The following is a 22,659-nucleotide window of genomic DNA, read 5'->3' on the forward strand; positions in this document are numbered from 1 at the left end:
TCTCATTCCCCGCCCCGGGCGGATACCTAGCGTTTCTGATAGAAAACAGACCGATCGTTCTTTTTCATGCCGATGCTAAGGTTCGCGCTATGGACTGTCGCATGACCCATGACGCCCTCGTCACCTTGCTGCCCGACAGCCTGACCCATGACGGCAACATCGGGGAGGCGAGCTGGCAGCGGCGCAAGAGCCTGGAGACCCGCAACGTGGTGCTGGAGGCCGCGCTCGACTGCCTGTCGGACGGGGGCTATGCCGGCTGCTCGCTGCAGCTGGTGGCCGATCGCGCCGGCCTGTCGCGCGGGGCGATGCTGCATCATTATGCCGCCAAGCTGGACCTGATGGCGGCGGTGATCGAATATGCGCTCTACAAGCGGATGGAGCGGTTCCTCGATCGCATCCGCCGCCTGTCGGACGAGGAGCGCACGGCACGCTTCCACGGCATCACCGTCGCCTATGAGAGCTGCCACGAGCGGGAGTATCGCGCCTATCTGGCGCTGCACCTCGCCTCACGCACGGATGCCGATCTGCGCCCGATCTTCGTCGAGCGCGCCCGCCGCTACGACCGCGTGTGGCGCGCCGAGATCGAGAAGGTCTTTCCCGAGTGGCGCGACGCGACGCAACTGGATGCGATGAACGATTTCGTCTGGGTGGTGGTGGAAGGCGTGGCGCTCAATTCGGACATCTGGGAGGATCCGGCGCGGGCGCGCACGGTGATCGATCTCGTGGTGAACGTCGTCCAGCAGTTCCACGCCGGCGGGCTGGCGACAGAGAGGTGACGGCGCGACCGTCGGGTGCCTAGTGCCTCACTCCTGCATCAGCAGGGTGGCGTCGTCCGGCAGCGGCAGCCAGGGATGGGCGCGCTTCACCCAATAATGCGCCGTCGGCTTCAGATCCGCCACCTCGTCGAACGTGCCCGCCTTCACGAAGATGACGCCCTGCTCGCGCGCCCGCTCCGTATCGGTCAGCACCGGCGATCCGCAGCGGCCGCAGAACTGGCGGAACACCGTCTGCCCGCTGGTGCCGCGATCCTCGTAGACGGTGAGCGCGCCCGTCACCGCCAGCGCATCGCGCGCAAACACCGCCACCACCGAGAGCGCGCTGCCGGACTGGCGCTGGCAGTTGCGGCAGTGGCAGATCGCCGTGGCCAGCGGCTCCGCCGGCACGGTGTAGCGCACCTGCCCGCAGAGGCAGCCGCCGGTGCGGGTGGCGTCGCTCATCGCCTTCTCCTCACGTCGCCGTCCAGCCGGCGTCTACGGCCAGGCAGGCACCGGTCACGACCCGCGCCGCCTCGCCGGCGAAATAGAGCACCGCCGCGGCCGACTGCTCGGGCGTGATCCGCTCCTTGATGTGGTGGACGGTAAGGAAGGCGTCATAGGCCTCGTCCTCGGTGATGCCGAGCTGTCCGGCGAGCTGGCCGGCCGAGTGCGTCACCATCGGCGTATCGACGAGGCCGGGGCAGATCGCGTTCACGGTGATGCGGTGCGGCGCCAGTTCCGCCGCCATCGTCTTGGTGAGGCCGACCACGCCGTGCTTGGCCGCGCAATAATGGCCGAAGCCGGGCGCGCCCACCAGCCCGGCGGCGGACGCGACGTTGACGATCCGCCCGCCACCGGCGGCGATCAGGTGCGGCACGACGGCGCGGGTGACGCGCCACAGGCCGATCAGGTTCACCTCGATCATCGTCACGAACTGCTCGTCCGGCATCTCGTGCACCGGCCGGTTGCCGGACAGGATGCCGGCATTGTTGACGAGGATGTCGATGCGGCCGAGCTCGCCCACCGCCGCGCCGACGAAGGCATCGATCTGCGCCCGATCGCGGATGTCGCAGGTGCGCGCCACCACCCGCACCCCCAGAGCACGGATCTCGTCCGCCACCCCCTCCAGATCGGCGGTGGTCGCGAGCCGGTAGTCGACGGTGGCGAGATCCGGCGTGCCGACGTCGCAGATCGCCACGTCCGCCCCCTCGAGCGCCAGCGCGAGCGCCATCGCCCGCCCCTGCCCGCGTGCCGCGCCGGTGATGATCGCCGTGCGTCCGGCGAACTGCTGCGTCATGCCTCGCTCCTCCCCGATCCTGGCCGTCAGTTCCGGTAGACCGGATCGGAACGGTCGCGCCGGCCCCAGGTGAAATCCCAGCCGGGCACCGCGCCGAACGGCGGCGACGCATCGTCGGTGCGGGTGAGATCGAGCACCACGCGGCGATCGGCGATCTTCCACACGCCGCCGCGCCGCTCGAAGCGGTCGACGTAGCGGTTGTAGACGGTCGCGTTGCGGCCGTTCATGTCCTCGCTGAACGAGATGCAGTAGGTTTCGGTGAAGGCGGTATCGCCCTCGATCTCGCAGGCGAAGTTGCCGATGAAGTGCTGGCAGCCGCGGATATTCTCGCGCTCCCACGCGACGATCCACTCGGCAAAGGCGTGGCCCGGCCCCTTGAACATGCCGTGATCGTCGATCGCGTCGTCATGGTAGACGGAGCGCAGCAGCTCGACATCGCAGCGGTCGACGCCGCGGCAGTAGCGGGTCAGCACGTCGTAAATCTCGGCGCGGCTGAGCAGCGCGTCCAGCCGCGCATCCCTGCCCGGCGCATCGCTGCCGGGCACATCGCTCACGGGCGCAACGCTCTCCGGCATGTCGCTCTCCACCGGCGGGAGCGGCCTGGCGCCGCCTCTCCGTACCGCTTCTAGCGAGCGCGATGCGGGCGGCGGCAGCTGGCGATATGACTAGCCGGTCAGGCGCGCGTCAGGCGGCGAGCTGCGCCTCGTCCAGCGCGAACAGCAGGGTCGCGTCGGCGCGCACCGCCGGCAGCAGCCCATCCACCTGCGGCAGGATCTGCGCGGCGAAGAAGGCGGCCGTCGCGATCTTGGCTTCCAGGAAGGCGGCGTCGCCCTCGCCCGCGTCCAGCCGCGCGACCGCCACCTCCGCCTGACGGCCGAGCAGCCACGCGCCGAGCACCAGCGCGAACAGCCGGAGATAGGGGGTGGCGCCGGCCGCCGCATCGCGCTGGCCGTCGGCGACGATCGCCGCCGTCGCCTCCTCCAGCGTCGCCGCGGCGCGGGCCACCTCGCGACGGATCGGCGCGAGGCGGCCGTCGCCCCCGGCCGCGCCGAAGGCCGCGATCTCGCCGATCAGTCGGCGCACCGGCTCGCCATTCTCCAGCCGCAGCTTGCGGCCGACGAGGTCGAGCGCCTGGATGCCGTTGGTGCCCTCGTAGATCGGGGCGATGCGGGCGTCGCGCAGATGCTGGGCGGCGCCGGTCTCCTCGATATAGCCCATGCCGCCGAAGATCTGGATGCCCAGGCTCGCGACATCGACGCCCACGTCGGTGCCCCACGCCTTGCCGATCGGCGTCAGCAGATCGGCCAGCGCCTGCGCGGCGCGGCGGGCGCCCTCGTCCGGCTCGGCATGGGCGCGATCGACGGCGGCGGCGTTGTAGTAGGTGAGCGCGCGGGCGCTCTGGGTCAGCGCGCGCATCGTCATCAGCATCCGCCGCACGTCCGGGTGGGTGATGATCGGCCCGCCCTGCACCCGCTCCCGCGCGTAGCCGAGCGCGCCCTGATAGGCCCGCTCCGCCACCGCCAGGCCCTGCAGGCCCACGCCGATGCGCGCGTGGTTCATCATCGTGAACATCGCCCGCATGCCGCCATGCTCCGGCCCGACGAGCCAGCCGACGCACTTGCCCTCGTCGCCGTAGCTCATCGTGCAGGTGGGCGAGGCGTGGATGCCGAGCTTATGTTCGATCGAGGCGCAGCGCAGGTCGTTGCGCGCGCCCGGCTCGCCATCCGCGCCGGGCAGGAACTTCGGCACGACGAACAGGCTGATCCCCTTGGTGCCGGCCGGCGCGCCCGGCAGCCGCGCGAGCACCAGGTGGACGACGTTGCCGGCGAGATCATGGTCGCCCCAGGTGATGAAGATCTTCGATCCGCTGATGCGGTAGGTGCCGTCGCCGGCCGGCGTGGCGGTGGTGCGCAGCGCCCCCACGTCGGATCCGGCCTGCGGCTCGGTGAGGTTCATCGTGCCGCTCCACTCGCCCGAGATCAGCCGGGAGAGGTAGAGCGCGCGCTGCTCCTCGCTGCCGTGCGCGGAGATGGCGGAGATCGCCCCCTGCGTCAGCATCATGCATAGCGAGAAGGCCATGTTGGCGGAGGTCAGCTGCTCCTGCACGGCGGTCGCCAGCACGAAGGGCAGGCCCTGTCCGCCATAGGCCGGATCGGCGCCCACCGCGCCCCACCCGTTCGCCACATAGGCGGCATAGGCCTCGCGGAAGCCGGCCGGCAGCGTCACGCCGTCCGCAGACCAGCGCGCCCCTTCCGTGTCGCCGATGCGGTTCAGCGGCGCGAACGCCTCCGCGGCGAAGCGTCCGCCCTCGGCGAGGATCGCCTCCACCATGTCGGCCGTCGCATCCGCGAACGGCGGCAGCGCCGCGAGCCCGGGCAGGTCGGCGACGGTTTCGAGCACGAAGCCCTGTTCGGCGAGCGGCGGCGTGTACGTCATCGCTGTTCCTTACGTGAACGGAAAGACGCTTCATAGCGCATGCGGCGCGTCGATCCAGCCCGCCGTGGTCATGCCGCGGGCTGAAGCGTAGGGTTCCGGACGAGACCGTTCCGGGGAGACGCGCATGACGATCGAGGTTTCCGCCTTTCGCTGGGTGCCGCCGTTCGCCCAAGGCTTCGTCCGCGATCTGCGCGTGCGCTGGGCGCTGGAGGAAGCGGGCCTCCCCTATCGCGAGGCGCTGATCGGCCTGCGCGATCGCGAATCGGCGGAATATCGCGCCTGGCAGCCGTTCGGTCAGGTGCCGGCCTATCGCGACGGCACGGTCGAGATGTTCGAATCCGGCGCGATCGTGCTGCACATCGCCGACCAGTCGGAGGCGCTCTGCCCGCGCGACCCGGCCGGCCGGGCGCGAATGACGACGTGGGTGATCGCGGCGCTGAACTCGGTCGAGCCGCACGTCGCCAGCCTCGCGGCGATCGACACCTTTCACCGTGGCGAGGCGTGGACCACCGAGCGCCGGCCGCAGGTGGAGGAGGCGGTGTGCGGCCGACTGACGGCGCTGGCCGCGTGGCTTGGCGACCGGGATCATCTCGAAGGCCGCTTCACCGCCGGCGACCTCATCATGACGACGGTGCTGCGGGAGCTGGTAGCGAGCGGCATCCTCTCGCGCTTCCCGACATTGGACGCCTATCGCGCGCGCTGCGAGGCGCGACCCGCCTTCGTGCGGGCGATGGCGGCGCAGATGGAGACGTTCCGCGCCCACGCCCCGGCCGCGCGGACGAAAGCGAGCGACTGACCGCGCGCCCGCCGGCGCCGAGACTTGCGGCCGGCCCGCTAATTCAGGTTAGAGCGCCCCTTCCGGAGCGCGCCTAAGACGATCGTTCCGGGAAGATAATTCTTGTCTTCCAGATACCTGTGCCCGCGCGTGAACGGCATCGCCGCCGGCGCCGGGTATCGGCGGAGGATCGGCGGGGGTCGCGGCAGTATCGATGAAGGATGGGATGGAATCGGTCCTCTCGCCGATACTGCGCAAGCTTTCCCGCCGCACGGCACTGACGCAGTCGGATCGCGCGGCCTTCCTGGCCCTCCCCTTCACCGTCAAGCGGCTGAACGGCGGCAGCCACATCATGCGCGAGGGCGACGAACCCGTGGACTGTTGCGGGCTGCTCTCCGGCTATGCCTATCGCCACAAGATCGTCGGCAACGGCAGCCGCCAGATCGTCTCGATCCACATCGCCGGCGATCTGCTCGATCTGCAGAACTCCCTGCTCGGCGTGGCCGACCACAATGTGCAGATGCTGACGGCGGGCGAGGTGGCGCTGACGCCGGCGCGGGCCGTGCGCGAGCTGGCCTTCGCCCACCCGGCGATCGGCCGCGCGATGTGGATCGAGACGCTGGTCGACGGATCGATCTTCCGCGAATGGATCGCCAATGTCGGGCGGCGGGACGCGCGCTCGCGCATCGCCCACCTGCTCTGCGAGTTCGCCGTGCGGCTGCGGTCCGCCGGCCTGAGCGAGGGCAGCAGCTACGAACTGCCGATGACGCAGGAGCAGATCGCCGACGCGACCGGCCTCACCCCCATCCACGTCAATCGCACCCTCCAGGGGCTGCGGGTGAGCGGGCTGATCACCAGCAACCGCCGCACGGTGACGATCGAGGACTGGGCCGGGCTCGCCAAGGTGGGCGATTTCAGCGCGGCCTATCTGCATCCGGAGAGTGCGGGCGGCCTGGCGCTATAGGCGCGGCCGGCCAAGGCTACCGCGCCGCCAGCAGGCTCAGCGCCACCGCCTCCGCCACCTTGATGCCGTCCACCGCGGCCGAGAGGATGCCGCCGGCATAGCCCGCGCCCTCGCCCGCCGGGAACAGGCGGGCGGTGTTGAGGCTCTGGAAATCCCGCCCGCGCGTGATCCGCACCGGCGAGGAGGTGCGCGTCTCCACCCCGGTCATCACCGCGTCGGGATGATCGTAGCCGCCGATCTGCCGGCCGAACACGGGCAGCGCCTCGCGCAGCGCCGCCACCGCATAATCGGGCAGGCACCCGGCAAGGTCGGTCGGCCGGACGCCGGGCTTGTACGAGGGGACGACCTTGCCGAGCGCCTCGGAAGGGCGGCCGGCAAGGAAATCGCCGACGCGCTGGCCGGGTGCCGCATAGGTGCCGCCCCCGGCCACGAACGCGCGGGATTCCCAGTGCCGTTGCAGGGCGATGCCGGCCAGCGGATGGCCGGGATAGTCGCGTGCCGGATCGATGCCGACGACCAGACCCGAATTGGCATTGAACTCCGCGCGCGAATACTGGCTCATGCCGTTCGTCGCCACGCGCCCCTCCTCGGAGGTGGCCGCCACCACGCGGCCGCCGGGGCACATGCAGAAGCTGTAGACCGTCCGCCCGTTCGCGCAGTGGTGCGAGAGCGAGTAGGCGGCGGCGCCCAGATCCGGATGGCCGGCGCACGCGCCGAAACGGGCGCGATCGATCCACGACTGCGGATGCTCGATCCGCACGCCGATCGAGAAGGGCTTCGCTTCCACGTGCACGCCGCGATCGTGCAGCATGTGAAAGGTGTCGCGCGCGCTGTGGCCCACCGCCAGCACCACATGGTCCGCCGCCAGATAGCCGCCATCGTGGAAGTGGAGGCCGCGCACCTGCCGCGTACCGTCTGTCGCGACCGCGACGTCGATGTCCTCCACCCGCCGGCCGAAGCGATATTCGCCGCCGAGCGCCTCGATCGTGGCGCGCATGCTCTCCACCATCGTGACAAGGCGGAAGGTGCCGATGTGCGGATGCGCCTCCACCAGTATCTCTGGCGGCGCGCCGGCCTTCACGAACTCGGCGAGCACCTTGCGGCCGAGGAAGCGGGGATCCTTGATCTGGCTCCACAGCTTGCCGTCGGAGAAGGTGCCGGCGCCGCCCTCGCCGAACTGCACGTTCGATTCCGGCTCCAGCACGCCGCGCCGCCACAGGCCCCAGGTGTCCTTCGTCCGTTCCCGTACCACCTTGCCGCGATCGACGATGATCGGGCGGAAACCCATCTGCGCCAGGATCAGCCCGGCGAACAGGCCGCACGGGCCGGCGCCGATCACCACCGGGCGCGGGCCGCCCCACCCCGCCGGCGCCCGCGCGACGAAGCGATACGCCGTATCCGGGCGCGGGCGGACGTGCGGATCGCCGGCGAAGCGCGCGAGAACGGCCGCCTCGTCCGCCACCGCGGCATCCACCGAATAGACCATCTGGATCGCGGACTTGCGCCGGGCATCGTTGGCGCGGCGCACGATCTCCCACCCGGTCAGCTCGGCGGGGGCGATGCCCAGCCGGGCGACCAGCGCGGCGGGCAGCGCGTCCGCCGGGTGATCCAGCGGCAGCTTGAGTTCGGACACGCGGAGCATCGCCGCGCTCTACCCTGCCCCGCCCGGCGATGCCAACGCACCGTAGCAGGCCGGGCAGCTCACGCCCTCGCGGTAGAGCGGCGAGGCGCGGTCCGCCGCACTCACCGGGCGGCCGCACGGGCGGCAGAGCGCGTGGGTGCCGAGCGCCAGGCCGTGCGCCACCGCGACGCGGCCGTCGAACACATAGCATTCGCCGCGCCAGCGGCTCTCCGCCGCCGGCACCGTCTCCAGGTAGCGCAGGATGCCGCCCCGCAGGTGGTAGACCTCGTCCACCCCTTCCGCCTTCAGGAAGGCGGTGGCCTTTTCGCAGCGTATGCCGCCCGTGCAGAACAGAGCGAAGCGCGGCGCCGCCTCGCCTTTCGCCAGCGCCGCGCGATTGGCGCGGAACCAGGCGGGGAAATCGCGGAAGCTGGCGGTGGCCGGATCGATCGCGCCGGCGAAGCTGCCGATCGCCACCTCATAATCGTTGCGCGTATCGATCAGGATCGTGCCCGGCCGCGCGATCAGCGCGTTCCACTCGGCCGCCGGCACATAGTGGCCGACGCCCTGCAAGGGATCGACCGCCGGCTCGCCCATCGTGACGATCTCCCGCTTCAGCCGCACCTTCAGGCGATCGAACGGCGGCGTCGCGGCGCGTGACGTCTTCACCTCGACATCGGCGCAGCCCGGCAGCGCGCGGATGTGGGCGAGCGCGGCGGCGACGCCCTCGTCCGTGCCGGCGATCGTGCCGTTGATGCCTTCCGGCGCCAGCAGCAGCGTGCCGCGCACCCCCGCCGCCCGGCAGGCACGAGCGAGCGGCTCGCGCAAGCCGGCCGCGTCGGCGAACGGGGTGAAGCGGTAGAGCGCGGCGACGCGGAACGGCAGGGCGGAGGCGGGCAAGGCATGATCCAGGCGGCAGGCGGAGCGACCGGGCGATGGCGCGTCGGTGGCGGCGTGGCAAGGGACGGCGCGCGCGCCACCCAAGCGAAGGCGGCTTCGCAGGCGCCGCCAGCCGCGCTTCCGCGCCGATGGACGACCGCCGACACCGTCGACGCCATCGCCTCCGCCGCGCCGATCTTGCGCGACAGGCCGGTGCGAGCCGAGACACCGTGTCCGCGGCTCGGACTGCCGAAGGCGGCGCCGATAAACAACGGATCGGGATCGGGAACGTCGGATCGCCGATCCGGTTGACTCCTCCGGATGACCTTCTTCGAGAGCCTGCTCGCCTTGCTGCTCGGCGGGATCCTGCTGCTGCAGGTCTCGCGCCGCTTCTGCCTGCCTTATCCGGCGCTGCTCGCCGCCGCCGGCGTGGGGCTGGCCTTCGTTCCCGGCGCGCCGCAGATCCGCATCGATCCGGCGCTCGCTCTGCCCCTGTTCATCGCCCCGGCCCTGCTGGACGCCGCGTTCGACTTTCCGGCCGGCGTGGTGTGGCGGCTGTGGCGGCCGCTGTTCGCGCTGGCCGTGGTGGCGGTGCTGCTCACCGCCGCCGTGGTCGCGTGGATCGGCTGGGCCTTCGCCGGTCTGCCGATCGCGGCCGCCGTGGCGCTGGGCGCGATCGTCGCCCCGCCGGACGCCGCGGCATCGATGGCGGTGCTGAACAGCGTCTCCATGCCGCGCCGCACGCTGGCCGTGCTGAAGGGCGAGAGCCTGCTCAACGACGCGACCGCGCTGCTGCTGTTCACCGCCGCCGTCGCGGTGCAGCAGCACGGCGGCATAGACGGCACGATCGCGCTGGAGCTGGGGCTGGAGGCGCCGGGCGGCATCGCCCTGGGCGTGGGCCTGGCGTGGCTCTACCGCCGCATCGTCCGCTTCGTCGCGGGCACGCTGGGCGGCAACCTGCTGGAGTTCGTCAACACCTTCTGGGTGTGGATCATCGCAGAGAAATTGCACCTCTCCGCCGTGCTCTGCGTCGTCGCCTTCGCGATGACGATCGCGCGCACCGCCGCGCTGCGCCAGCCGCCGCGCGTGCGGCTCCACTCCTATGCAGTGTGGGAGACGGTGGTCTTCCTGCTCAACGTGCTCGCCTTCCTGCTGATGGGCATGCAGGTGCGGATCATCGTCGGCCGCATGCCGGCGGCGCGGCTGGAACATGCGCTCGGCATCGCCGGCCTCGTCATCCTCGGCGTCATCCTCGTCCGGCTGGTCTGGGTGATCGGCTACAACCGCGTGGCGAAGCGGGTGCGGCTGCTGCGCGGCGACTATGAGCCGGCGACGCTGGCGCAGGGCGTGCTGGTCGGCTGGTGCGGGATGCGCGGGCTGCTGACAGTGGCCACCGCCTTCGCCCTGCCCGGCGACTTCCCGGAACGCGACGTGATCGTGCTCACCGCCTTCGCCGTGGTGCTCGCCACCTTGGTGGTGCAGGGCGCTACGGTGATCCCGCTGATCCGCCTGCTGAAGCTGAGCGACACGGAGGATCTGGATCGCGAGCTGGCATCGGCGCGCACGGCGCTGGCGGAGGCGGCGACGGGAAGCCTGGACGGGGAGCCCGGCGACGAGGCCGAGCATCTACGCTACGCCTACCGGCTGGAGCATGCCGCCGTGGCCGACCCGCCCTCGCCAGAGCCGCTGGAGCGGCGCCGCGCGCTAGGCCTGCGGGCGATCACGGCCGAGCGCAAGCGGCTGGAGGCGCTGCGCGCCACGCACGAGGTGGGGCCGGACACCTACCAGGTGCTGCAGGAGGAGCTGGACTTCCGCGCGCTGGCGCTCACCTCCGACGACGAGCGCCAGATCGAGGCGAACTGACCGCCCGATCCGCTACCAGCTCTTGGCCTTGCCCGGCTTGGTATAAGGCACGAACTTGCCGAGCCCGACCGAGCCGGACGGGAAGCGGCTGCCGCGATCAACGAGGCGGACGATATCGATGCTGCACAGCTGCGAACTGTGCGTGTCGGTGACGAGGATGTCGTCCCAGCCGAGGAAGTTGGCGCCGCTTTCCGGCCGGTTCAGATAATAGCGGCCGCCGTTCGTCTCGTAGAGGATCGCCGTCCGGTCGATGATCCGGCTGGAGCGGATATCGCGCAGGTTGATGCAGTCGACCGGCTCGCCGGGCACGCGGCCGGCGAGCGCCTTGGCGATCTTCGCCTCCGGATCGGCGGACCTGGCGGCCATCGCCGTGCCGGCGGAGAGCAACGCGCCGGCGAGGAGCAAGGGCATGAAACGCATGAGGAATCGTCCTGACTGGAGCTGTGCCGACACCGTAGGCGATCTCCGCTGAACCTGTGCTGACCACGGCCGGGCGCACCGCGAGCGGCGCCTGCGCGCGGCCGGTTGACAGGGTCGCAGGATCGTTTCACACTTTACCAGATGGTGAACAATTACGCCTCTCCGAACCAGGATCCCGCACGGCTGGACCGGATCTTCTCGGCGCTGGCCGATCCCAGCCGGCGGGCGATGCTGGCGCGGCTGGAGGCCGAGGAAAGCCTGTCGGTCAGCGATCTCGCCCGGCCGCTGCCGATCAAGCTGCCGGCGGTGATGAAGCATCTCGACGTGCTGGCCGGCGCGGGGCTGATCCGGCGGGACAAGAGCGGCCGAACCGTCTCCGTACGGCTGGCGGCGCAGCCGATGGAGGAGGCGATGGGCTGGCTCAGCCGCTACGAACGCTTCTGGAGCGACCGGCTGGACCGCCTGACGGCGGTGGCCGAGGAGATGGAGGCGGCGCGATGAGCGACACCAGCCTCACGATCGTGCGACGGATGCGGGCCTCCCCCGACACCGTCTTCGCCGCCCTGATCCGCCCGGAGCTGATCGCCCGGTGGTGGGGGCCGGACGACGGCCCGGTGCTGCTGAGCGAGGCGGACGCGCGGGTGGGCGGCGCCTTCCGCGTGCGCTTCCGCATGCTGGACGATAGCGAGCATGAGAGCGTCGGCACCTATCTGGAGGTGGCGGCGCCGACGCGGCTGGCGATGACGTGGCGCTGGATCGGCCGCCCCGACCCGGAATCGCTGCTTGAGTTCGACCTGCGCCCAATCGCCGGCGGCACCGAGCTGACCCTCACCCACTCCCGCCTGCCCGATGCCGGGGAACGCGACGGCCACCGCCTGGGCTGGAGCGGCGCGCTCGACAAGCTAGAACGGCTGATCGCCGCTCGCTCCACCGCCGGGGAAGGAACCGACCATGCTGCGTGACATCGCCTCTTCCGCCATCGTCGCCGTCGGCGATCTGCCGCGCGCCCGCGCCTTCTACGCCGACGTGCTGGAGCTGCCGATCGTGGAGGAGAGCGGCGAGGTGATCGTCTTCGCGACCGGATCGACGCGACTGGTGGTCTACCGATCGGACGCGGCCGGCGGCAACCGCGCCAACGCGGTGGTGTGGGGCTGCGGCGACGAGATCCACGCGATCGTCGCCGCCCTCGAACGCAAGGGCGTCACGTTCGAGCATTATCCAGCGATGGAAGGGCTGACACTGGAGGGCAACGTCCATGTCGCGGGTGGCGCGACGCTCGTCTGGCTGAAGGATCCCGACGGCAACATCCTGCACCTGAACAGCTTCTAGGCAACCCTCAGCAAGGAGAGAGACGATGAACTATGTCGACGGCTTCGTTCTGGCGGTGCCGGCCGCCAAGAAAGAGGCGTATATCGCCCACGCGCAGGCCGCCCTGCCGATGTTCAAGAGCTACGGCGTGCTGCGCATGGTGGAATGCTGGGGCGACGACGTGCCCGAGGGCAAGATCACCGACTTCCGCATGGCGGTGAAGGCGGAGGAGGGCGAGGTGGTGCTGTTCTCCTGGCTGGAATGGCCGTCCAAGGAGGTGCGCGACGCCGGCGTCAAGAAGATGATGGACGATCCGGCGATGCGCGACATGGAGATGCCGTTCGACGGCAAGCGCATGATCTTCGGCGGTTTCCAGCCGATCCTCGACGCCTGACCCGCCCCGCACCGGAGGATATGCCATGCCCAATCCCCACGGCACCCACATCTGGTACGAACTGATGACGACCGATCCCGACGCCGCCGGCCGCTTCTACGCAGACGTCGTCGGCTGGGCGGCGGCGCCCTTCGGCGGCGAGGGGGCGCCCGGCTACACGATCTTCTCCACCGCGGAGACCGGCGTCGGCGGGATGATGACGCTGCCGGCCGGTGCCGCGGAAGGCGGGCTGCGGCCCGGCTGGCTGGGCTATGTGGGCGTCGACGACGTGGACGCCGCCGTCGCCGCGATCACGGCCGGCGGCGGCACGGTCCACATGCCGGCGAACGACCTGCCGGGCGTCGGCCGCATGGCGCTGGTGACCGATCCGCAGGGCGTCCTCTTCTACGTGATGCGGGGCGCCAGCGAGTCCGACAGCCGCGCGTTCGATCCCAGGGCGATCGGCCACTGTGCCTGGCACGAACTCGCCACCACGGATCAGGCCGCCGCCCTCATCTTCTACGGCGAGCAGTTCGGCTGGCGGCAGAGCGGATCGATGCCGATGGGCGACCTGGGCGACTATGTGTTCCTCGATCATGGCGGCGCGCCGATCGGCGCCGTCATGACCCGGCAGGAGGCCGGCCCGCCGCCGATGTGGAGCTATTATTTCCGCGTGCCGGACATCGACGCGGCGGCGGCGCGCATCGCCGCCGGCGGCGGCAATGTGCTGCACGGCCCGCAGGAGGTGCCGGGCGGCGACCACATCGTCGTCGCGGCCGATCCGCAGGGCGTGATGTTCCATCTGGTCGGCGCCAAGGCGTGACGCGGGCGGGGCGCCGGCCTCAGCGTCGCGGATGCCGTATGTCCGCGTAGCTGCGCAGCCGGCGCCCGCCCGCCGCCCCCTCATAGACGTCGGCGGCGCGCAGCGCGTCGGCGAAGCGCAGCCCGGTCTCCGCCTCGATCCGCGTGACCGGCACCTGGAAGTTCTCGCCCGGCTCGCTGCTATTCGGGCCGATCGGCAGCCGCTCGAACGGGATGTCGCGGGCATAGGCCTGCTGGCTCACCAGATAGGCACTGGCGAACAGCGTGCCGGCCGCATCCGTAACCGCGATCACCTTCCAAAAGTATTGCGGGATCAGGATGCCGCGATGCGCCTCGTCGTCGTCGCGCAGCAACGGGCCGGTGAACACGGAGGCGCGCACATCCTCCTCGTCGGTATTGTAGAGGATGAAGTTCTCCAGCCCCTGCCAGAGATCCTGGCCCTGGTTGAACCCCCAATATTGCGGCGAGCAGTTCGTCCAGTGGAACGTGTCGTCATTGGCCTGCTGCGCCTCCGCCGCCGTGCCCCACACCGGATCGAGCCGGCGGACGAGATGGCCGCGATCGAAATAGTTCTTCGAGGGCACGGGCTCGCTGCCGTAGAGTTCGTCGCCATTCTGCAGTTCCGGCGGGATGCGCGCGTCGTAGAACCAGCTGTCGTTGCCGCGATCCAGGTTCGTCCACCGCGCGCCATCGATGTTCACGGCGGTGTAGAAGGCGATCTTGCGCGCCGGATCGCCGTTGAACAGGATCGAGAAGTGGCGGTAGCGCAGCACGTCGTCGTCGGCCCCGGCGACCGGCGCGACCGTGCCGAAGCGGAGGGCGTCGTCCGTCAGGGTGGGCAGGGCGATCGGCACGCGCAGGAAATCGGCGTCATAGCCCTCGCGATCGTCGAAATAGTCGATCGGGTGGGTGCGGCGTGCGGGCCGCCTGGCCGCCTCCAGCACCACCGGCGCCACGGCGGCGGCCGCGACAGGGAATAGCGGCGGGCCGACGATGCTCTGGCCGGGGATCGTGCCGGCGAACGGCCTGGTCCCGCCCGCATCCTGCACCAGATCGTCGATCAGCGGACTAAGGGTGAAACCGGGCGCCGCCGCCCGCGCCTGCACGTCGGCGATCAGCCGCGAGGTGCGGACGCCCTCGTTGGCGAGCCAGCGGACACGCTCGGCCGGCAGGTCGCGGGCGATCGCCGCCGGCAGCGTCGTGCCGTCCGCCAGCAGCCAATGCTCCGCGCCGTCGATCGTCCGCCGCTGCGGCACGCCGGCATGGTGGAGGCAGACCACCTGCCACGCGTCGGTCGACACCGGCGCACCGGACGAGCCTGGCGCCGTGTCCGACGAATACCACAGGAAGTCGTCGCGCTCGCCATGATGGTCGTCGCCATATTTGACGACCTTGTTCTCGCGCAGCGAGATGCGCTTGGTGGCGGAACCCGGATGCTGGATCACCGTCACATACTGTCCCACCTCCGTCTTGCCGGTGCGGGGATCGAGGCGGAGATAGCCGAACGCGTCGATCGGCGTTGTGCCGTCCTCGCTCTGCGCGGCGATGGCGACGATCGTGTAGTCCAGCGCGTCGCGCGGGCTGCCGATCCAGCCATCCTCGGGCGTCAGGCGAAAGCGGGTGGTACGCTTCAGCCGGCCGGTGCCGTCCAGCTCGTAGCCGAACTCCACCGTGGCGCGCGCCGCATCGGCGGGGCTCGCCAGCACGTGCGCGTTGGTGAGCAGCAGGCGCGGGCCGATCAGGAAGCCGGTGCCCCAGTCGCCGCCGTCGCCGGCCACCGCCGCCACGTTGATGCGGCACACCGCGCGCGCCGCCATGAGCCCGCGCTCGAGATAGTTGGTCTCGACCAGGTCGTTGCGCCCGATCAGCGCCTCGTACACGTCGAAGTCGATGCCGGCGCCCGCCTGCGCGCGGTGGACGATCTGCTGCACGATCGCCGCGGGGTCGGCGGCGGGCGCCGGTTGCCCGCGCCCGGCCGCGATCTCCGCCCGCAGCGCCTCGTCGTCGAATCGGGACAGTTCGGTCATGGCTCGCTCCTCCGCCGCGCCGATCATCCACGCCGGCGGAGGCAGCGCCATGACGGCGCGGCCGATGCTGCCGAATTGGTGTCGATTATGCCGCGCCGCCCGCCGGCACCAGCGCGCGGATCTGCTGCGCCAGCGTGACGGGATCGAACGGCTTCAGGATCACGCCGACCGCGCCCTGCTCGATATAGCGCGCCACGTCGGCGGCGCGGCCGCGCGCCGTCATGAACAGGATCGGCACATGCGCCAGATCGGGCTGCTGGCGCAGGTGCGTCATCAAGGTCGGCCCGTCCATGCCCGGCATCATCACGTCCAGCACGATAACCTCGGGCCGCCAGCCGCCACCCGCCAGCAGGGTCAGCGCCGCCGCGCCGCCGGCCGCCAGCCGCACGCGGATGGTGGGATCCAGCCCCAGCGCCATCTCAACGATGGCGCGGATATCGTCGTCGTCGTCGACGTAGAGGATGTTGAGGATGCCGCCCATCACTGCAACTCCCGCTGCCGCACCACGCGCCGCACGGTGGCCGCGAGATCGGGCAGCGATCCGCGCGCCTTCACAAGCACCGCATCCACCCGCTGCGCCGCCTCGGCCGAGATGTCCTGCGCCGAGTAGACGATCGTCGGGATGGCGAGGCCGTCCGCGCCGACCAGCATCGGCAGCAGATCCAGCCCCGATCCGTCGGCCAGCTGCAGATCGAGGATCGCGACGTCGGGCGATTCGGTCTGCAGCAGATGGCGCGCGGTGCCGAGATCGGTGGCCTTCAGGATGCGCGCTTCCGGCTGCAGGCCGGCGGCGACCACGTCCAGCACGTCCTGATCGTCGTCGAGGTGGAGGATCGTCGGCCGCTTGCTGCCCGATCGGCCGAGTGCGGTGCGCAGCGCGGCGGCGAACCGCTCCGGCTCCAGCGGCTTCTCGATCCAGTCGACGATGTCGAGCGGGGTCGCGCCGCCGCCGATCGTCTCCGGCGCGCTGGCCGAGACGATGATGATCGGCAGGCTCACCGGCGGCACCTGATCGCGCAGCGTGCGCGCGAGCGAGAGGCCCCCCTCCCCCGGCAGCTTCAGGTCCAGCAGCAGCGCGCTGTAGCTGCGCGCCGCCAGCGCTGCGCGTGCCTCCTCGGCGCTGGCCACGCGTTCGCTGGCATAGCCCTCCTCGGCGACGAACGCCTCCAGTATCTCGGCGATCGCATCGTCGTCCTCGCAGATCAGCAGGCGCGTATCGCCCAGCACGTCGGTGCCCGCGCTGCGCCGCAGATCGATCGAGAAGGCGAAGCGGGTGCCGCCGCCGCTACGATCCTCGAACCAGATCGTCCCGTCGTGGCGCGAGACGATCTCGCGCGAGATGGCGAGGCCGAGGCCGGTGCCGACCGATCCGTCATCACGCTCCGCTCGCTCGAAACGGCCGAAGATGCGCTCGCGAAAGGCGGGCGGGATGCCCGGTCCCTCGTCGTCCACCGTCACCAGCGCCTTGCCCGCCGCCGTCACCGCGAGCCCGATCGTCACCGCTTTGCCCTGCGGCGAGGCGCGCACCGCGTTGGAGACGAGGTTCGTCACCACCTGCAGCAGCCGATCGGCATCGCCGGCCACGATCACGGCGGCGTTCGGCAGCCTGCACTCGATCCGCACGCCGGCCGCAGCGCCCAGCCCCTCGCTGCCCTCGCAGGCGCGCGCGACCACGTCGCACAGGTCGATCGGATCGCGCGCCACGTGCAGCTTGCCCGATTCGATGCGGTCGATATCGAGCATGTCGTTGATCAGGCGGATCAGCCGGCGGGAGTTGTTCTCGGCGATCTCGATCAGCCGGCGGGCGGCATCCGGCAGGGCACCGGCGGATCCGGCGCGCAGCAGCCCCAGCGCGCCCACCACCGACGTCAGCGGCGTGCGCAGCTCGTGGCTGACGGTGGACATCAGATCGTCCTTCATCCGCTCGATGCGCTTGCGCTCGGATATGTCGCGCAGCGAGGCGACGATGTGGTCGCCGCTCGGCAGGCTCATCACCCCCATCGCGACATCCACCGGGATCAGCCGGCCGTCGCGGTGGCGCACGGCGCGATCGGCGAAGAAGGAGGCGCGCAGCTGCCCGTCCACCAGCCCGACGCGCGTGTGGAAGCTGCCGTTGCCGGGCGCGATATCCAGCAGCACCGCCACGTCGCGCCGGCTGAGCTCGTTCTCGGCATAGCCGAGCATCGAGGTGGCGGCGGCGTTCATCGTCTCGATCGTGCCGCTGGGATTGAGGATCAGCAGCGCGTCGATCGTGCTGTCCAGGATCGTGCGGTTGCGCTCGGCCGCCTCGAACGCCTCCACCTTGGCGGCGTGGCGCGCCTGCCGCAGCCGCACCAGCGCCGTGAGGCCGATCATGAGGAGGATGCTGAGCGCGGCCAGCATCATCCAGGCGAGATCGCGGGTGAGCCGGCTGCGCTCGGTATAGGCCGCCACCTGCCGCTTGCCGAGCGCCTCCTCCGCCGCGATCATCTCGCCGGCCACGGCGCGCATGCGGTCCATCAGCCGCTCGCCCAGGCCGCTGCTCACCGCCTGCGCCGCCGCGTCCAGCCCGCGCGTGCGGCGGATCGCGATGATCCGATCCATTTCGGCGAGTTTTCGCGCCGTCAGCGCACGCAGCATGGCGAGGCGGCGGGCCTGCGCCGCGTCGAACGCCCGCGGCCGGCCGGCGGCCAGCGTCGTCTCGATCGCGGCGCGGGCCGGCGCATAGGGCAGCAGGAAGGCGGGCGAGCCGGTGATGACGAAGCCGCGCTGGCTCGTCTCCGCATCCTTCATCCGCGACAGCAGGGTGATCGCGTCGATCCGCCGGTCGAACGAGGCGCGCGCCTGTGTCCGCACCGTCTCCGCCCGGCGATATTCGGCGCCCAGCCACACGATCAGCCCGACGAACAGGAATGGCAGGATCGACGCCGCCAGCAGCGAGCGGGCGAGCGACGGCGCCCGGCCGGCGAGTTCCGCGCGCTGCTCCCGCCGGGTCACTCGGCGATCGCCCCGGCATCGCCCAGCAGCGGCTGCATGGCGAGCAGCGCCTGCGTGCGGTTGGTGACGCCCAGCTTGCGGAACACCGCCGTCAGATGCGCCTTCACCGTCGCCTCGGTGATCGCCAGATCGCTGGCGATCTGCTTGTTGAGGCGCCCGTCGGCCAGCGCCAGCAGCACCTTCAGCTGCGCGCCCGACAGGTCCGAGATGCGCGAGCGCGCGCCGCTGATGACGTCGCTGGAGCGGACCTGCGGCGGAAACATGCTCTCGCCCCCCTCGATGCGGCGCACGGCCGTCGCGATCTCGTCGAGCGGGCGGCTCTTGAACAGGAAGCCGGCCGCGCCAAGCGCCTTGGCCGCCTCCACCAGCTGCATGTCCTCCCGCGCCGACACCACGGCGATCGGCGTGCCGCCGGCGAGATACTGGAGGCGCAGCAGCCCGGAATAGCCGCGCGCGTCGGGCAGCATGAAATCGAGCAGGATCAGGCGGTAGACCTTGCGGGCGGCAAGCGCCGTCTCCGATTCCGCGATCGTGCCCGCCGTGTCCACCGCGATGCCCGGCAAGGCGGAACGAACGGCCAGCGAGAGCCCCTCCCGCGTCAGCGGATGATCGTCTGCGATGAGCACATGGCCGCCCCGTTCCACCATCATACTCCCTGCACCCCCGGGTGTCTGCGCACCCGCTCCATCTTGGATCATTCTCCCTACCCGAACGCTTTGTGTCGAGCCCTGGTGGCAGGCAACTATCATTGTGTGGTCATTCTGGTGGTAAATGCGCCGATAACCTTGTTTCTTGTCAGTCACGATCCACTGTTATGCGCCCGCGTCGCATCGGCCGCCGGCGACGCATGGCGGGTCGTCCATTCGGCCGAGGAGGGGACGGGCGCAGCACTGGTGCTGATCGGGGATGACGGCTGCCCGCCCATATCCGGCTCCGCCCCGCTCATCCGGATCGGCGGCGGCGCGCCGGCGGACGAGCGACTGCCCGCCGGGTACACCGACGCGGACCTCGCCGACGCCCTGCGCCGCTGGCATCCGGGCGACGTGATGGCCGGGGCGCGGCGGCTCGCCGGCCTGTTCGGTCAGGAGGCGCTGGCCGGCATGGTGGCCGCGTTGCGCGCCCAACTGGCGGATGCGGTCGCGCGGTTCGATGCGGCGAACGGGGCGGAAGGTGATGGGGGCCTCGCCCACCGCATCGCCGGTGTGGCCGGCACGCTGGGCTTCGCCGAGGTCGGCCGGCACTGGCTCGCCTTGTCCGAGGGCGATGCCGGCGCCTGGCCGGATGCCCGGCGCACCGCGCGGATCGCCATCGCCGCGATCGACCGCGAAGCTTCGGCCCGCGCCGCGCCGTCGCCGGCCGCACCCTGACGGGAACGGACGCGGGAGCCGCGCGCTATTAACGCATGTTTCAGGAGCCGGGCATGACGCCGAAGACCACCGCCGTGGTGATGATCGAGTATCAGAACGACTTCGTCTCGCCCGGCGGCGCCCAGCACGAGGCGGTGCGTGCGGTGATGGAGAGCAGCGGCATGCTCGCCAACAGCATCGCGCTGGCGGATGGCGCGCGGCAGGCGGGCGCCACGGTGATGCTCGCGCCGATCGCCTTTGCGGAGGGCTATCCGGAACTGCCGCGCCAGCCCTACGGCATCCTCAAGGGCGTGGTGGATGCGGGCGCGTTCCGGCAGGGCAGCTGGGGCGCCGAGATCGTCGAGCCGCTGCGGCCGCAGCTGGGCGACGTGGTGATCGAGGGCAAGAAGGGGCTCGACTGCTTCGCCACCACCAACCTGGACTTCATCCTGCGGGCGCGCGGCATCACCACCGTCGCCCTCGCCGGCTTCCTCACCAACTGCTGCGTCGAATCGACGATGCGCTCCGCCTACGAGCGCGGCTATGACGTGGTGACGCTGGTCGACTGCACGGCGACCGTGGGTGAGGAGGAGCAGCGCGTCGCCACCACGCGCGACTTTCCGATGTTCTCGCGGCCGATGGACCATCGTGCCTTCCTGGCGGCGCTTTCCGGCGCGGGCGACGCGGCATGACGACGGCCGGCGACACGGCGATCGACCGCGCTGGGGCGGCACCGTTCGTCAGCCGCGGCGGCACCGCCGCCGAACTGGTCGCGGCGGTCGACTGGTCGGCGCATCCGCTGGGGCCGCAGGCGGGCTGGCCGCCCGCGCTGGCGGCGATGCTGCGCTTCATCCTCACTTCGCCGGAATCCATGTACATCGTCTGGGGGCCGCAGCGGACCTTCTTCTTCAACGACGCCTATGCCCCGCTGCTCGGCCCGCGCGTGGCGCAGGCGATGGGCGCCGGCTTCAGGGATCTGTGGGCGGATGCCTGGCCCGCGATCGACACGATGGTCGCGCGGGCGCTGGCCGGCGAAGGCAGCGAGTTCGAGGACTTCCACATCCCCATGGCCCGCTACGGCGAGGCGGAGGATACGTGGTGGTCCTTCTCCTTCTCCCCGATCTACGACGATGCCGGCGCGGTGGCGGGGATGCTGTGCCTCACCAACGAGGTCACGGCCCGCATCCTGGCCCAGCGCGCCGAGCAGGAGGCGGAGGCGCGCAACCGCCAGATCCTGGACAGCGCGACCGATTTCGCGATCGTCTCGACCGATCCGCGGGGCCGCATCACCCAGTGGAACGAGGGCGCCACCCGCACGCTGGGCTGGGAGAAGGCCGAGATGATCGGCGAGCCGCTCGATCGCATCTTCACGCCGGAGGACATCGCCGCCGGCCGGCCCGCGCACGAGATGACGATGGCGCTGGAGACCGGCGCCGGGCGCGACGAACGCTGGCATGTCCGCCGGAATGGCGAGCGTTTCTGGGCGGACGGGCAGGTGACGGTGCTGCGTGACGAGGCCGGGGCCGCCAACGGCTTCGTCAAGGTGCTGCGCGACCGCACCGACAAGCGCCTGGTGGAGGAAGAGCTGCGCGCGCTGAACGCCACGCTGGAAGATCATGTCGCGCGCGAGGTGGACGCCCGCATCCGGACCGAGGAGGCGCTGCGCCAATCGCAGAAGGTGGAGGCGATCGGCCAGCTGACCGGCGGCGTGGCGCATGACTTCAACAATCTCCTCACCGTCATCAAGGGTTCTGTCGATCTGCTGCGTCGCCCAGACCTGACCGAGGAGAAGCGGCGGCGCTACACCGATGCCATCTCCGACACGGCTGACCGGGCGGTGAAGCTGACGAGCCAGCTGCTCGCCTTCGCCCGGCGCCAGGCGCTGAAGCCGGTGGTGTTCGATGCCGGCGAGAATGTGCTGGCGCTGCGCGACATGCTGCACAGCCTCACCGGATCGCAGATCGAGGTGACGGTCGAGCCGGGCGGCGACCCGTGCCTGGTCGATGCCGATCCAAGCCAGTTCGATACCGCCCTCGTCAACATGGCGGTCAATGCGCGCGACGCGATGGCCGGGCGCGGCACGATCAGGATCACGCTGGGCGCCGTCTCCGGCATGCCGGCGGTGCGATCCCACCCGGCGGTGGCGGGCGAGTTCGTCGCCGTGGCGATCCGCGACACCGGCTGCGGCATACCGGCGGACCGGATCGACAAGATCTTCGAGCCGTTCTTCACCACCAAGGACGTGGGCAAGGGCACCGGCCTGGGCCTCAGCCAGGTGTTCGGTTTCGCCAAGCAATCGGGCGGCGACGTGATGGTCGAGAGCGTGGAGGGCGAGGGATCGACCTTCACCATCTACCTGCCGCGCGCCGCCGCCCGCGCCGCCGAGGCCGAGCCGGCGGCCGTGGCCGGCGTCCCGGCGAAGAGTGCCTGCGTGCTGGTGGTGGAGGACAATCCGGACGTCGGCGCGTTCGCCGTGCAGGCGCTGCGCGAGCTGGGCCACCACACCGTGCTCGCCGCCGACGGCGCCGCCGCGCTGGCGGAGCTGGAGAAGGATGCCGGCCGCTTCGACATCGTCTTCTCCGACGTGGTGATGCCGGGCATGACCGGGATCGAGCTTGGCGAATCGGTCCGCCAGCTTTACCCTGGCCTTCCTGTCATTCTCACCAGCGGCTACAGCAGCGTGCTCGCCAAACATGGCAGCTACGGGTTCGAACTGCTGCACAAACCCTATTCGATCGATCAGCTCTCGGCCGTGCTCCAGCGGGGCGCGGCACGCCTGCAGCGGGAGCCGGACTGA

At 70.9% G+C, this 22,659-nt stretch carries 23 protein-coding genes; 12 read left to right on the forward strand and 11 right to left on the reverse strand.

The annotated features are described in order from the left end of the window. Positions 1-101 precede the first annotated feature (101 nt). Positions 102-776: a TetR/AcrR family transcriptional regulator gene (locus GNT64_RS13270; protein ID WP_197276986.1), complete on the forward strand. Its 675-nt coding sequence runs from the start codon at positions 102-104 to the stop codon at positions 774-776. Positions 777-803: 27 nt separating this feature from the next. Here GNT64_RS13270 and GNT64_RS13275 read toward each other — a convergent pair whose 3' ends face one another. From GNT64_RS13275 to GNT64_RS13290, 4 genes are all read right to left on the reverse strand, one after another. Continuing rightward, the gene (locus tag GNT64_RS13275; RefSeq protein WP_156679949.1) at positions 804-1,217 is read right to left on the reverse strand and encodes a GFA family protein; all 414 of its coding nucleotides are present in this window, start codon (positions 1,215-1,217) and stop codon (positions 804-806) included. Positions 1,218-1,227: 10 nt separating this feature from the next. Continuing rightward, complete coding sequence (locus GNT64_RS13280) at positions 1,228-2,052, reverse strand: SDR family NAD(P)-dependent oxidoreductase (protein ID WP_156679950.1); 825 nt, start codon at positions 2,050-2,052, stop codon at positions 1,228-1,230. A 26-nt stretch (positions 2,053-2,078) separates the two neighbouring features. Then, the gene (locus GNT64_RS13285) at positions 2,079-2,627 is read right to left on the reverse strand and encodes a nuclear transport factor 2 family protein (RefSeq protein WP_156679951.1); all 549 of its coding nucleotides are present in this window, start codon (positions 2,625-2,627) and stop codon (positions 2,079-2,081) included. Between the two features lie 109 nt (positions 2,628-2,736). After that, entirely contained in the window at positions 2,737-4,488 is a 1,752-nt protein-coding gene (locus tag GNT64_RS13290; RefSeq protein WP_156679952.1) for an acyl-CoA dehydrogenase, read from the reverse strand. A gap of 124 nt (positions 4,489-4,612) precedes the next feature. Here GNT64_RS13290 and GNT64_RS13295 point away from each other — a divergent pair, with 124 nt between their 5' ends. After that, a complete protein-coding gene (locus GNT64_RS13295; RefSeq protein WP_156679953.1) occupies positions 4,613-5,284 on the forward strand; it encodes a glutathione S-transferase family protein in 672 nt (223 codons plus the stop codon). A 205-nt stretch (positions 5,285-5,489) separates the two neighbouring features. Continuing rightward, on the forward strand, positions 5,490-6,227 hold the full coding sequence (locus tag GNT64_RS13300) for a Crp/Fnr family transcriptional regulator (protein ID WP_156679954.1): 738 nt from the start codon (positions 5,490-5,492) through the stop codon (positions 6,225-6,227). A gap of 16 nt (positions 6,228-6,243) precedes the next feature. On the opposite strand, the gene GNT64_RS13305 is transcribed toward GNT64_RS13300, so the two are convergent. Continuing rightward, complete coding sequence (locus GNT64_RS13305; protein ID WP_156679955.1) at positions 6,244-7,869, reverse strand: NAD(P)/FAD-dependent oxidoreductase; 1,626 nt, start codon at positions 7,867-7,869, stop codon at positions 6,244-6,246. Between the two features lie 9 nt (positions 7,870-7,878). Beyond that, entirely contained in the window at positions 7,879-8,748 is an 870-nt protein-coding gene (trhO, locus tag GNT64_RS13310) for an oxygen-dependent tRNA uridine(34) hydroxylase TrhO (protein ID WP_231639005.1), read from the reverse strand. A gap of 300 nt (positions 8,749-9,048) precedes the next feature. Here trhO and GNT64_RS13315 point away from each other — a divergent pair, with 300 nt between their 5' ends. Further along, a complete protein-coding gene (locus tag GNT64_RS13315) occupies positions 9,049-10,590 on the forward strand; it encodes a cation:proton antiporter (protein WP_156679956.1) in 1,542 nt (513 codons plus the stop codon). 12 nt (positions 10,591-10,602) lie between these two features. Here the strand turns inward: GNT64_RS13315 and GNT64_RS13320 are convergent, their stop codons facing one another. Further along, complete coding sequence (locus tag GNT64_RS13320; RefSeq protein ID WP_156679957.1) at positions 10,603-11,010, reverse strand: hypothetical protein; 408 nt, start codon at positions 11,008-11,010, stop codon at positions 10,603-10,605. Positions 11,011-11,115: 105 nt separating this feature from the next. On the opposite strand from GNT64_RS13320, the gene GNT64_RS13325 reads away from it, so the two are divergent. Genes GNT64_RS13325 through GNT64_RS13345 form a run of 5 tightly spaced genes read left to right on the forward strand, consistent with a single transcriptional unit; the run spans position 11,116 to position 13,514 of the window. Next, complete coding sequence (locus tag GNT64_RS13325) at positions 11,116-11,511, forward strand: ArsR/SmtB family transcription factor (RefSeq protein ID WP_197276987.1); 396 nt, start codon at positions 11,116-11,118, stop codon at positions 11,509-11,511. Next, entirely contained in the window at positions 11,508-11,972 is a 465-nt protein-coding gene (locus GNT64_RS13330; protein ID WP_156679958.1) for an SRPBCC family protein, read from the forward strand. Before GNT64_RS13325 ends, GNT64_RS13330 begins: the two co-directional genes overlap by 4 nt. After that, complete coding sequence (locus tag GNT64_RS13335) at positions 11,962-12,339, forward strand: VOC family protein (protein WP_156679959.1); 378 nt, start codon at positions 11,962-11,964, stop codon at positions 12,337-12,339. Before GNT64_RS13330 ends, GNT64_RS13335 begins: the two co-directional genes overlap by 11 nt. Before the next feature lie 25 nt (positions 12,340-12,364). Beyond that, positions 12,365-12,712, forward strand: a complete 348-nt coding sequence (locus tag GNT64_RS13340; RefSeq protein WP_156679960.1) for a DUF1428 domain-containing protein — start codon at positions 12,365-12,367, stop codon at positions 12,710-12,712. A gap of 25 nt (positions 12,713-12,737) precedes the next feature. Further along, positions 12,738-13,514 carry a VOC family protein gene (locus GNT64_RS13345; RefSeq protein ID WP_156679961.1) on the forward strand — a complete coding sequence of 259 codons (777 nt, stop codon included), beginning with the start codon at positions 12,738-12,740 and terminating at the stop codon, positions 13,512-13,514. A 19-nt stretch (positions 13,515-13,533) separates the two neighbouring features. Here GNT64_RS13345 and GNT64_RS13350 read toward each other — a convergent pair whose 3' ends face one another. The 4 genes from GNT64_RS13350 to GNT64_RS13365 form a co-directional block, all read right to left on the reverse strand. Beyond that, positions 13,534-15,540, reverse strand: coding sequence for a DNA/RNA non-specific endonuclease (locus GNT64_RS13350; protein ID WP_156679962.1), 2,007 nt, complete (start codon positions 15,538-15,540; stop codon positions 13,534-13,536). Positions 15,541-15,625: 85 nt separating this feature from the next. Next, the gene (locus GNT64_RS13355) at positions 15,626-16,021 is read right to left on the reverse strand and encodes a response regulator (protein WP_156679963.1); all 396 of its coding nucleotides are present in this window, start codon (positions 16,019-16,021) and stop codon (positions 15,626-15,628) included. Beyond that, on the reverse strand, positions 16,021-18,516 hold the full coding sequence (locus tag GNT64_RS13360; RefSeq protein WP_156679964.1) for an ATP-binding protein: 2,496 nt from the start codon (positions 18,514-18,516) through the stop codon (positions 16,021-16,023). Before GNT64_RS13360 ends, GNT64_RS13355 begins: the two co-directional genes overlap by 1 nt. Further along, complete coding sequence (locus tag GNT64_RS13365) at positions 18,513-19,166, reverse strand: response regulator transcription factor (protein ID WP_156679965.1); 654 nt, start codon at positions 19,164-19,166, stop codon at positions 18,513-18,515. Before GNT64_RS13365 ends, GNT64_RS13360 begins: the two co-directional genes overlap by 4 nt. 81 nt (positions 19,167-19,247) lie before the next feature. On the opposite strand from GNT64_RS13365, the gene GNT64_RS13370 reads away from it, so the two are divergent. Genes GNT64_RS13370 through GNT64_RS13380 form a run of 3 tightly spaced genes read left to right on the forward strand, consistent with a single transcriptional unit; the run spans position 19,248 to position 22,659 of the window. Further along, positions 19,248-19,883: a hypothetical protein gene (locus GNT64_RS13370; RefSeq protein ID WP_156679966.1), complete on the forward strand. Its 636-nt coding sequence runs from the start codon at positions 19,248-19,250 to the stop codon at positions 19,881-19,883. 53 nt (positions 19,884-19,936) lie between these two features. Then, the gene (locus tag GNT64_RS13375) at positions 19,937-20,554 is read left to right on the forward strand and encodes a cysteine hydrolase family protein (RefSeq protein WP_156679967.1); all 618 of its coding nucleotides are present in this window, start codon (positions 19,937-19,939) and stop codon (positions 20,552-20,554) included. Further along, complete coding sequence (locus tag GNT64_RS13380) at positions 20,551-22,659, forward strand: PAS domain S-box protein (RefSeq protein ID WP_156679968.1); 2,109 nt, start codon at positions 20,551-20,553, stop codon at positions 22,657-22,659. Before GNT64_RS13375 ends, GNT64_RS13380 begins: the two co-directional genes overlap by 4 nt.

The sequence above is a fragment of the Sphingomonas profundi genome (assembly GCF_009739515.1).
GTDB classification, from domain to species: domain Bacteria; phylum Pseudomonadota; class Alphaproteobacteria; order Sphingomonadales; family Sphingomonadaceae; genus Alterirhizorhabdus; species Alterirhizorhabdus profundi.

Excerpts from the sequence above, each read along its gene's own strand:
- GNT64_RS13270 (WP_197276986.1), top strand. The coding sequence starts at position 102 with ATGACCCATGACGCCCTCGTCACCTTGCTGCCCGACAGCCTGACCCAT.
- GNT64_RS13275 (WP_156679949.1), bottom strand. The coding sequence starts at position 1,217 with ATGAGCGACGCCACCCGCACCGGCGGCTGCCTCTGCGGGCAGGTGCGC.
- GNT64_RS13280 (WP_156679950.1), bottom strand. The coding sequence starts at position 2,052 with ATGACGCAGCAGTTCGCCGGACGCACGGCGATCATCACCGGCGCGGCA.
- GNT64_RS13285 (WP_156679951.1), bottom strand. The coding sequence starts at position 2,627 with ATGCCGGAGAGCGTTGCGCCCGTGAGCGATGTGCCCGGCAGCGATGCG.
- GNT64_RS13290 (WP_156679952.1), bottom strand. The coding sequence starts at position 4,488 with ATGACGTACACGCCGCCGCTCGCCGAACAGGGCTTCGTGCTCGAAACC.
- GNT64_RS13295 (WP_156679953.1), top strand. The coding sequence starts at position 4,613 with ATGACGATCGAGGTTTCCGCCTTTCGCTGGGTGCCGCCGTTCGCCCAA.
- GNT64_RS13300 (WP_156679954.1), top strand. The coding sequence starts at position 5,490 with ATGGAATCGGTCCTCTCGCCGATACTGCGCAAGCTTTCCCGCCGCACG.
- GNT64_RS13305 (WP_156679955.1), bottom strand. The coding sequence starts at position 7,869 with ATGCTCCGCGTGTCCGAACTCAAGCTGCCGCTGGATCACCCGGCGGAC.
- GNT64_RS13315 (WP_156679956.1), top strand. The coding sequence starts at position 9,049 with ATGACCTTCTTCGAGAGCCTGCTCGCCTTGCTGCTCGGCGGGATCCTG.
- GNT64_RS13320 (WP_156679957.1), bottom strand. The coding sequence starts at position 11,010 with ATGCGTTTCATGCCCTTGCTCCTCGCCGGCGCGTTGCTCTCCGCCGGC.
- GNT64_RS13330 (WP_156679958.1), top strand. The coding sequence starts at position 11,508 with ATGAGCGACACCAGCCTCACGATCGTGCGACGGATGCGGGCCTCCCCC.
- GNT64_RS13335 (WP_156679959.1), top strand. The coding sequence starts at position 11,962 with ATGCTGCGTGACATCGCCTCTTCCGCCATCGTCGCCGTCGGCGATCTG.
- GNT64_RS13340 (WP_156679960.1), top strand. The coding sequence starts at position 12,365 with ATGAACTATGTCGACGGCTTCGTTCTGGCGGTGCCGGCCGCCAAGAAA.
- GNT64_RS13345 (WP_156679961.1), top strand. The coding sequence starts at position 12,738 with ATGCCCAATCCCCACGGCACCCACATCTGGTACGAACTGATGACGACC.
- GNT64_RS13350 (WP_156679962.1), bottom strand. The coding sequence starts at position 15,540 with ATGACCGAACTGTCCCGATTCGACGACGAGGCGCTGCGGGCGGAGATC.
- GNT64_RS13355 (WP_156679963.1), bottom strand. The coding sequence starts at position 16,021 with ATGGGCGGCATCCTCAACATCCTCTACGTCGACGACGACGACGATATC.
- GNT64_RS13365 (WP_156679965.1), bottom strand. The coding sequence starts at position 19,166 with ATGATGGTGGAACGGGGCGGCCATGTGCTCATCGCAGACGATCATCCG.
- GNT64_RS13375 (WP_156679967.1), top strand. The coding sequence starts at position 19,937 with ATGACGCCGAAGACCACCGCCGTGGTGATGATCGAGTATCAGAACGAC.
- GNT64_RS13380 (WP_156679968.1), top strand. The coding sequence starts at position 20,551 with ATGACGACGGCCGGCGACACGGCGATCGACCGCGCTGGGGCGGCACCG.